The organism is Polaromonas sp. OV174, from assembly GCF_900112285.1.
Classification (GTDB): Bacteria; Pseudomonadota; Gammaproteobacteria; order Burkholderiales; family Burkholderiaceae_C; genus Polaromonas.
The window spans coordinates 26,762-34,841 of the sequence record NZ_FOKZ01000030.1 but is presented as its reverse complement, the minus strand read 5'-3'; the positions used below and the strand labels follow the sequence as shown (position 1 = coordinate 34,841).

Genomic DNA, 8,080 nt, shown 5'->3' with positions numbered 1-8,080 from the left:
TCCTGAAGTTGGACTTCAAGGGCTTTGATCTTCTGCTCGGGGGTCAGCGACGCAGGCGCAAAGGAGGATTTTTTTATCGGCATTGGCATAGGTAGCCATGATGATGCCGCATCTCCCCAGCCTTGCCGGCCGTGCTTGCGCAGCCACACCAGCACGGTCGAGCGACCCTGGATACCGTAGCGCTCCTGCGCCTGCTTGTACGTCAGTTTTTTTTTTTCTGCTTGGTCGACCACCGAGAGTTTAAAAGCCAGCGTGTAGTCGCGCTGTGTGCGTTTGACGCTTGTATCCATTGACTTGCCTTTTCTTTAGGGAAAAGGTGTCAACCCAATTCAGGACGGGTCACACTTAATAAAAAAGCCTGGTACCGATTTGGTAGCGGGCTTTTTTATTTTCGACTCACGCACAAAAAGTTTGTTCTGAATGAACACGCCACGCCACGTCAAGCGTAGCGTGGCGAGTAGCGGCTCATGCCGCCCTTCTCTTTGCGCAGAATCTGGAGCACAGATCACTTAATTGGCCATAGGTGGATAAGGGTTGCTCGCACTCCCTGTGTAGCCCTGGCGCTGCGCTTGCTGCAGTTCGTTGATGACCTCGGCGCGGGTCTTAGGGGTTCCGGTCACAGTCTTGGGTGGAAACGGGTCGTTCGCACTCCCTGTGTAGCCCTGGCGCTGCGCTTGCTGCAGTTCGTTGATGACCTCGGCGCGGGTCTTAGGGGTTCCGGTCACAGTCTTGGGTGGAAACGGGTTGTTCGCACTCGCTGTGTAGCCCTGGCGCTGCGCTTGCTGCAGTTCGTTGATGACCTCGGCGCGGGTCTTAGGGGTTCCGGTCACAGTCGTGGGTGGAAACGGGTTGTTCGCACTCGCTGTGTAGCCCTGGCGCTGCGCTTGCTGCAATTCGGCCATGACATCTGCGCGGCTTCTTGGGCCGGATGTCATCTCTTGGGCAAAACTGCCGACCGAGGCCAGCGCGGCAAGGCTAAGAATGGATAGCGGAAGAAGTTTTGATGCCATGATGAATTCCTTTGAGCAGATTGATAAATCGCGATCAAACAGGCTGATTGGCCCTTAAGCCCGGCATCGGTAAGTTGTGCCAACAGGCCTTATCGACGAGCCGGGTTGTCGCTGTTCTTTGAGGGGCGGGCATGCCTTTCCTGTGTCCTCCAACTCACAACAGCAACAAGAGCCATGGATGAATCAATCTCGTTGTTTGGGCGGGATATTCATCTAGCAGATGGACTGGAGATCAGGGTTTTCGTTTCCTTAAATATGTGCCCAACCGTAAGCGGTTCGCACGCTGATGTGCATGCTCACTGGCGGTGAAGCGGCGATCCATCTCCATGCTTTTTAGGCAGGTCGTGGCGCCATGTCGCCCGGGCGCTGGCTGGGGTTTTATGGCCCTGGCCCAAGTTGGCAAAACTCACCGCTGCCTGCAAAAAAGCCTGTGAACCAGGAGCTCACAGGCTTTGCACACCGGCGTCATCGGCGCCGAAAAATGCGTAGTTTTTTGCGCGCCACGCGCATGGCGGCTAATGAGTTGCAGGCCGCCTCAGGTCTGCTGCGCTTCCAGTCTTTTGATTTCGGCTCGCGTGTGTTCGGTCAGGAACTCCAGGAACGCGCTGGTTCTGGCAGGAATGAATTTGCGGCTGGGCAGCGCGGCGTACAAGCTGTTTTTGCCGGTGACCCAGGGCGACAGAACGCGCTGCAATTCGCCGCTGTTGAGCAGGTGGCTGACCAGTGCCAGTGACTGGTTGATGATGCCTGCGCCGCTGACACAGGCGGCCACCAGGGTGTCGGTGTGGTTGGCCAGCAGCGCCGGCTCTATGGGCACTTCCAGCGTGCGCTGAGGCTCTTGCGGATGGATCAGGCGCCAGCTGCGGTGCTGCTGGCCCGGCGACTTGACTCGCAGGCAGCGGTGCTGGCTCAGCTCCTGGGGCTGCTGCGGCTGACCGTACTCGCGCAGGTAGCGCGGCGAAGCGCACAGAATGCCGTCAGACGATGTGATGGGCCGGGCGATGATGTTGGCGTCAAAGGTCTCGCTGGCGCCCAGCAGGGTCAGGTCGTAGTCTTCCACGGGCGGCACCAGCGGCGTGTCTACATGGATATCCAGCACCACCTTGGGATAGCGCCGGCCAAACTCGGTCACCAGCGGCGCCAGCACATGAACAGCAAAAACGGGCGGCGCGAGGATGCGAATCACGCCTGACATTTCCTGCGCATGGGCCTGCGCAGCCGCATGCGCTTCGTCAATGTCGTCGAGGATGTGGCGCACGCGGGTCAGGTAGGCTTGACCGGCATCGGTCAGGGCCAGGCGCCGGGTGGTGCGCTGCAGCAGCCGCACGCCCAGATGGGCTTCCAGGTCGCTGACCAGCCGCGTCACCACGGCCGCGGACAGGTCGAATTTGCGCGCTGCCGCGGCAAAACTGCCGTCGTCAACCACTTGCTGAAACACGCGCATGGATTGGAGTCTGTCCATGGGTCACTCCTCTATTTTCTAAATTATTGCTGATTTAGAAACAATGCATTGTTGCCAATGCTATTTTTTGTTTAATTTGATTGTAATAAAGTTCATACATCGATGAGACGAAACCACAAAAGGGACTCACCGAGGTTGGTCAGACGGGGAATGATGCCCGCCATGCCCGAAATGTCATTAACTTTGAGAGGATCTTCATCATGAAATCAAACTTCATTACCGCTGCTGTTATTGCCGTCGCCGCCCTGACTTCCGTTGCCGCCTCGGCTGACACCTACGACAAGTACCTGTTCGACCAGGTCCAGGCCACTTCGACCAAGACCCGCGCCGAGGTCAATGCCGAATTGGTGCAAGCGCAGCGCCAGGGCTACACACTGAGCTCGCGCAACCCTTTCCCGCCGGCAAATACACAGGCCGTGGCCTCTAAAACCCGCGCTGAAGTGCGCGCTGAAGTCACGCCTTCCAGCATCGCCGGCGCCTCGGCTTTCGAGCGTAACTACCCGGTTATTGTTCAGTAAGCGTTAGCGCTGTTCATGGGCGGCTATCCCAGCCGCCCTGACCGCAACTAAACCCCGTAGCGCTGTGGCGTTGCGGGGTTTTTTCATGGCTGGCCGAACGGGCTGGCAGCTACCAGTCCACCAGACTCAGGCCCAGACTCAGCACGGTGCGCTTGCGGTTGTAGTCCACCAGGCTGTCGCCGTAGCCGCTGAACAACTGGATGTGGTAACGCAGGCCGGTGTAATTGGGCGATGAGGTGGGCGCCATCATCCAGTCCAGGCGGGTCGAGCCGCGCGCCTCAGAGCGCAGCGAGTGCCGCACGGTGATGCCCACGGTATGGGCCTTGCTGATTTGCCAGCTGCCGCTGAGTTCGGCCCGGCCCACATAGTTTTGTATGCCGGGGTTGTCGTCTTCGGCGATTTTCTCGCGCAGCCGGTGCCAGACCCGGCCCTGCAGCCTCAGGCTGCTGTCCTGGCTCAGGGTTTTTTCGGCCGCCCCCATCAGGTAGACGCGGTTCCAGCTGCGCGACAGCGGCAGCGACTGCCCATTGGACTGGTGCACCAGTCCCAGGCCCGAGAGCCGGTAGTTCCAGCCGCCGGCCAGCGGGATCTGGTGCGGGTAGATGTATATCAGCTCGGGTTCGTGGTCGGTGGTGCGAAACGGCCGCGACAGCCCGGCGTTGAACAGCTGCCAGTAGCTTTGCTGGGTATAGCCAAACCACAGCGAGTCGTGGTCGTCGTCGTCATTGGCGCCGTCTTTCAGCAGGCCCTTGGCGAGCTTGGTGCGTATCGACAACTGGATCTTGTTTTCGCTGCGCTTGTAGGCCAGCGGCGCCGCCGCCGTGTGGCCGACGGCGGGCGATGAGGGCTGCAGGTTCACGCTGTCGGAGGCAATCACGGCCAGCGAGATCGGCCGGTAGCCGCGCAGGCCAAAGTTGTCGCAATCGGTGCCGCGCTGCAGCTCCCAGAACTTGGACAGCTCGGAGTACTGGTCGTTTTTGCAGCCTATGGGTTTACCGTCAGGCGACTCGGTGTTCAGGGTGGGCAACAGCAGCAACTGGGTGGCGGGCTGGCCGGTGGCCGGATTGGCCGGCACCGGCGTCACCGAGGGCGGCGGCAGCTGGTCGTGCAGCTGGGACTCCGCCCATTGCTGAAAGCACGCCAGTTGCAGGCCGGGGTCATGCCTCAGGGTCTGGCACAGCTGCCAGTCCTTGTTGGCCGGCGGGGCGGCCGCAGGCGGGCTTTGGGCTTGGGCCAGGCCGGCCAGCAGCAGGCCGGCTGCCAGCGGCAGGCGCTGGGCCAGGGACGGGAGCGTGGGCGCCATGGGATTTGCCTCAGGGGAGTTTGGTTAGGGGAGCTTGGTGAGGGTAAAGGCCAGGTCGGGCGCATCGGGCGCGGCGCTGCTGCTGGTGTCTTTCCAGAGGCCTTGAAACACCTTGCCGCAGGAGTCCTTGACCATTTCACCATTCCAGGTGCCGGTGATGCTGACATTGTCGGAGGACTCGTCGAGCAGCAGCATGCCGTCTTCCAGGTCACCGGCCAGCGCCGCCTGGGGCGCATGGGCCAGCGGGGCTTTGGCGGCCGCGGCGCTGGCCAGATCGCGGGTCACGGTGCCGGCCAGGCTGTCTGAAAACTCGGCGTGGCGCTCCAGCAGCAGGGTGGCGCGCTCCGGCAGGCCGGCAGGCGGCTGGGCAAACTGCACGCTCCAGCGGCCAAACAGCTGCTCGGCCTTCATGCCCTGGGCTTGCGGGCACGTTGTTTCAGGCTTCATTTGGGCATTAGCCCAGGTGGGTATTGCGCAAGCAGCTATCAAAAAAATAGTAATCTGGAGAAATTTTGACATCGTGAAAATGACTTGGAGGCCTAGAACTTGTTGGCCGCAGCGGCGGCCAGGGCATCGGCAGATTTTTTGGCGAACTCGGCGCGCAAGGCCTTGAGCTTTTCGCGCGGGTCTTCCTTGATGGTGGTTTGATCCAGCCCCATTTCGGCAATGAAGCGGCTGGGCACGCCGGGAATCATGTCGCGGCCTTTTTTGCGCTTGCGCAGCCAGTTCACGGCCAGTGTGCGCTGGGCCCGGGTGATGCCCACGTACATCAGGCGGCGCTCTTCCTGCAAGCGCACGGCGATGCTGTCGGCGTTGCTGCCGTCCTCGTCTTCGAGCTTGAAGGGCAGCAGGCCCTCGTTGACGCCGGCCAGCACCACATGCGGCCACTCCAGCCCCTTGGAGGCGTGCAGGGTGGACAGCGTCACCACGTCCTGGTCGCCCTCGCGCTCGCTGATGGTGGACAGCAGGGCAATGGTTTGCACCACCTCCAGCATGGTCTTGGTGGGTTTTTCGACCGTGGCGCCCGAGGTGTCGTCAATCTGGCCACCGCAGCGCTGCGCCATCCAGTCGCAGAAATCCATCACATTGCTCCAGCGCGCGGCGGCGACTTTTTCGCTGTCCTCGCCCTCGTAGAGATGCTTTTCGTAGTCGATTTCTTTCAGCCAGTCGGTGAGGAAAACACGGGCATCTTCCGCGCCCACGGTGCGCTTGGCGCGGTATTCCAGGTCGTTGAGGTAGCGGCCAAACTCCTGCAGCGAACCGACCGCCTTGGCCGGCAGCACCGAGCCCAGCGAGTGGCTGAACAGCGACTCGAACAGGCTGAGTTTGAAGGTGTCGCCAAAGTTGCTCAGAGCGCCCAGGGTAGTGTGGCCTATGCCGCGCTTGGGCGTCTTGATGGCGCGTATGAAGGCCGCGTTGTTGTCGTTGTTGACCATCAACACCATCCAGCTGCACAGGTCCTTGATTTCGGCGCGGTCAAAAAAGCTCTGGCCGCCCGAGACCTTGTAGGGGATTTGCGCCTTGCGAAAGGCTTTTTCAAAGGGCTTGGCCATGTGGTTGGCGCGGTACAGCACACAGAAATCTTTCCACGCCTTGTGCTGGGCGCCCACCGCTAGCAGTTCACCCTCGGCGCGCAGGCTCAGGATGCGCGCCACCGTGCGTTCGGCCTCGTGCTCTTCGCTGTCGCAGTCGACCACGCGCACCGGATCGCCCTCGCCCAGTTCGCTGAACAGGGTCTTGGGAAACAGCTTGGGATTCGGGCCGATCACGTTGTTGGCGGCGCGCAATATGGCGCTGGTGGAGCGGTAGTTCTGCTCCAGCTTGACCACCTTCAGATTCGGGTAGTCCTGCGGCAGCTTTTTCAGGTTGTCCAGGGTGGCGCCGCGCCAGCCGTAAATCGACTGGTCGTCGTCGCCCACGGCGGTGAAGCGGCCGCGCTCGCCGACCAGCAGCTTGAGCACCTCGTACTGGGTGGCGTTGGTGTCCTGGTATTCGTCGACCAGCACATGGCCCAGGGCGGCCTGCCATTTGTTGCGCACCTCCTCGTGCTCCCTGAGCAGCTTGAGCGGCAGGCCCACCAGGTCGTCGAAGTCCACGCTCTGGTAGGCGCTCAGGCGCTCTTCGTAGCGCGCCATGACGCTGGCCACCAGCTCCTCTTCGCTGCCATTGGCCTGAGCGGCCGCCTGTTCGGCGTTCAGGCCGCTGTTTTTCCAGGCACTGATGGTCCACTGCCACTGGCGCGCCGTGGCCGCGTCGACGCTGCCGCCAGCGTCCTTGATGATGCTGGTGACGTCGTCGCTGTCCAGAATCGAAAACTGGGGTTTCAGGCCCAGCACGGCGCCGTCCTGGCGCAGCATGCGCACGCCCAGCGCGTGAAAGGTGCAGATCAGCACGCCCTTGGCCTGCTTGCCTATCAAGGCCTTGGCGCGCTCACGCATTTCGGCGGCGGCCTTGTTGGTAAAGGTGATGGCGGCAATCTGCTCGGGCTTGAGCCCGGACTGGATCAGCCGGCCGATTTTCTGCGTGATCACCCGGGTCTTGCCCGAGCCGGCGCCGGCCAGCACCAGGCAAGGGCCGTGCATGTAGTTGACGGCCTCCTGCTGGGCCAGGTTGAGTCCGGATGGGGCGGGGGAGGCGGGTGGGGAAAAAGACATGCAGGCGGAAATACGGGGTGGGGAAGTGGGCCGGTCAGAAAAACCGGCAGCAGTCATCATAGCCAGTCGCCTGAGCGCCTTCCGGCCCGGTGACAATAGGCTTTGTGTTAAGCATTCTCCTCGTCACCTTCCCCTTCTTTGCCCTGGTCCTGTGTGGTTATGTCGCGGCCCGCCGCAGCTGGCTGCCGCAGGCCGCGATTCCCGGGCTCAACAGCTTTGTGCTGTATTTCGCGCTGCCCTGCATGCTTTACCGCTTTGGTGCCGGCACGCCGATTGCGCAGCTGCTGGACCCCAGCCTGGCGGCGGTCTACCTGCTGTGCGCCCTGCTGATGGTGGGGCTGACGATAGCGCTGACGCGCCGCGGCCCCGGCCACCACATGGGCTGGAACGACGCCTCGTTTGGCGCCCTGGTGGCGGCCTTTCCCAATACCGGCTTCATGGGTGTGCCGCTCTTGGTGGCGCTGCTGGGCGCGCCGGCGGCCGGGCCGGTGATTGTCACCATCATGGTCGACATGCTGGTGACCTCCTCGCTGTGCATCGCGCTGTCGCGCCTGGACGGTGCCGACGAGCACGGCGCGGCCAAGGCGGCGCGGCTGGCGCTCAAGGGCGTGCTGGCCAATCCGCTGCCTTGGGCGATTGCCCTGGGGGCGCTGGCCTCGGCGCTGGATTTTGCCCTGCCCAAGCCCCTCATGAGCACGGTCGGCCTGCTGGCCGATGCAGCCTCGCCAGTGGCCCTGTTCACGATAGGCGCGGTCCTGGCGCGCTCCCAAATGAATAGCGCGGTACGCACACCCCTGGCTGACTACGTGCCTGTAGCGCTTATAAAGCTGGTGCTGCACCCGCTGCTGCTGGGGCTGCTCGGCCTGGGCGCCATCGCGCTGGGCCTGCCGCTGCAGCGCTCCACCCTGACGGTGCTGGTGCTGGTGGCGGCCCTGCCTAGCGCCAGCAATGTGGCCATGCTGGCCGAGCGCTTCGGCGCCGACAACGGGCGCATCGCCCGCATCATCCTGCTGTCAACGGTGCTGGCGTTTTTCAGCTTCTCAGCGGCGGTGGATTTGCTGACCGGCTAAGTCCAGGGTGGCCGCTATAGTGCAAGCGTGTCCGGCGCTGCCCGCCGGTGTTGACGGGACTGC

General features: G+C 62.5%; 7 protein-coding genes and 1 pseudogene. 2 read left to right on the top strand and 6 right to left on the bottom strand.

Annotated features, from left to right (window positions below; all coding sequences use genetic code 11):
- The 3 genes and pseudogenes from BM160_RS19595 to BM160_RS19585 all read right to left on the bottom strand — a co-directional run.
- Positions 1 to 290, bottom strand: a pseudogene (locus tag BM160_RS19595) (IS3 family transposase); the annotation flags it as partial.
- A gap of 219 nt (positions 291 to 509) precedes the next feature.
- Complete coding sequence (locus BM160_RS19590) at positions 510 to 1,010, bottom strand: DUF4148 domain-containing protein (protein WP_092007848.1); 501 nt, start codon at positions 1,008 to 1,010, stop codon at positions 510 to 512.
- A 535-nt stretch (positions 1,011 to 1,545) separates the two neighbouring features.
- A complete protein-coding gene (locus BM160_RS19585; protein ID WP_092007847.1) occupies positions 1,546 to 2,472 on the bottom strand; it encodes a LysR family transcriptional regulator in 927 nt (308 codons plus the stop codon).
- A 200-nt stretch (positions 2,473 to 2,672) separates the two neighbouring features.
- Here BM160_RS19585 and BM160_RS19580 point away from each other — a divergent pair, with 200 nt between their 5' ends.
- A complete protein-coding gene (locus BM160_RS19580; RefSeq protein WP_092007846.1) occupies positions 2,673 to 2,990 on the top strand; it encodes a DUF4148 domain-containing protein in 318 nt (105 codons plus the stop codon).
- Positions 2,991 to 3,099: 109 nt separating this feature from the next.
- On the opposite strand, the gene BM160_RS19575 is transcribed toward BM160_RS19580, so the two are convergent.
- The 3 genes from BM160_RS19575 to BM160_RS19565 form a co-directional block, all read right to left on the bottom strand.
- A complete protein-coding gene (locus BM160_RS19575; protein ID WP_092007845.1) occupies positions 3,100 to 4,293 on the bottom strand; it encodes a phospholipase A in 1,194 nt (397 codons plus the stop codon).
- Between the two features lie 24 nt (positions 4,294 to 4,317).
- On the bottom strand, positions 4,318 to 4,740 hold the full coding sequence (locus BM160_RS19570; RefSeq protein ID WP_143093296.1) for a hypothetical protein: 423 nt from the start codon (positions 4,738 to 4,740) through the stop codon (positions 4,318 to 4,320).
- 92 nt (positions 4,741 to 4,832) lie between these two features.
- Entirely contained in the window at positions 4,833 to 6,947 is a 2,115-nt protein-coding gene (locus BM160_RS19565; protein WP_092007843.1) for a UvrD-helicase domain-containing protein, read from the bottom strand.
- A 104-nt stretch (positions 6,948 to 7,051) separates the two neighbouring features.
- On the opposite strand from BM160_RS19565, the gene BM160_RS19560 reads away from it, so the two are divergent.
- Positions 7,052 to 8,017, top strand: a complete 966-nt coding sequence (locus tag BM160_RS19560; protein WP_092007852.1) for an AEC family transporter — start codon at positions 7,052 to 7,054, stop codon at positions 8,015 to 8,017.
- Positions 8,018 to 8,080 lie beyond the last annotated feature (63 nt).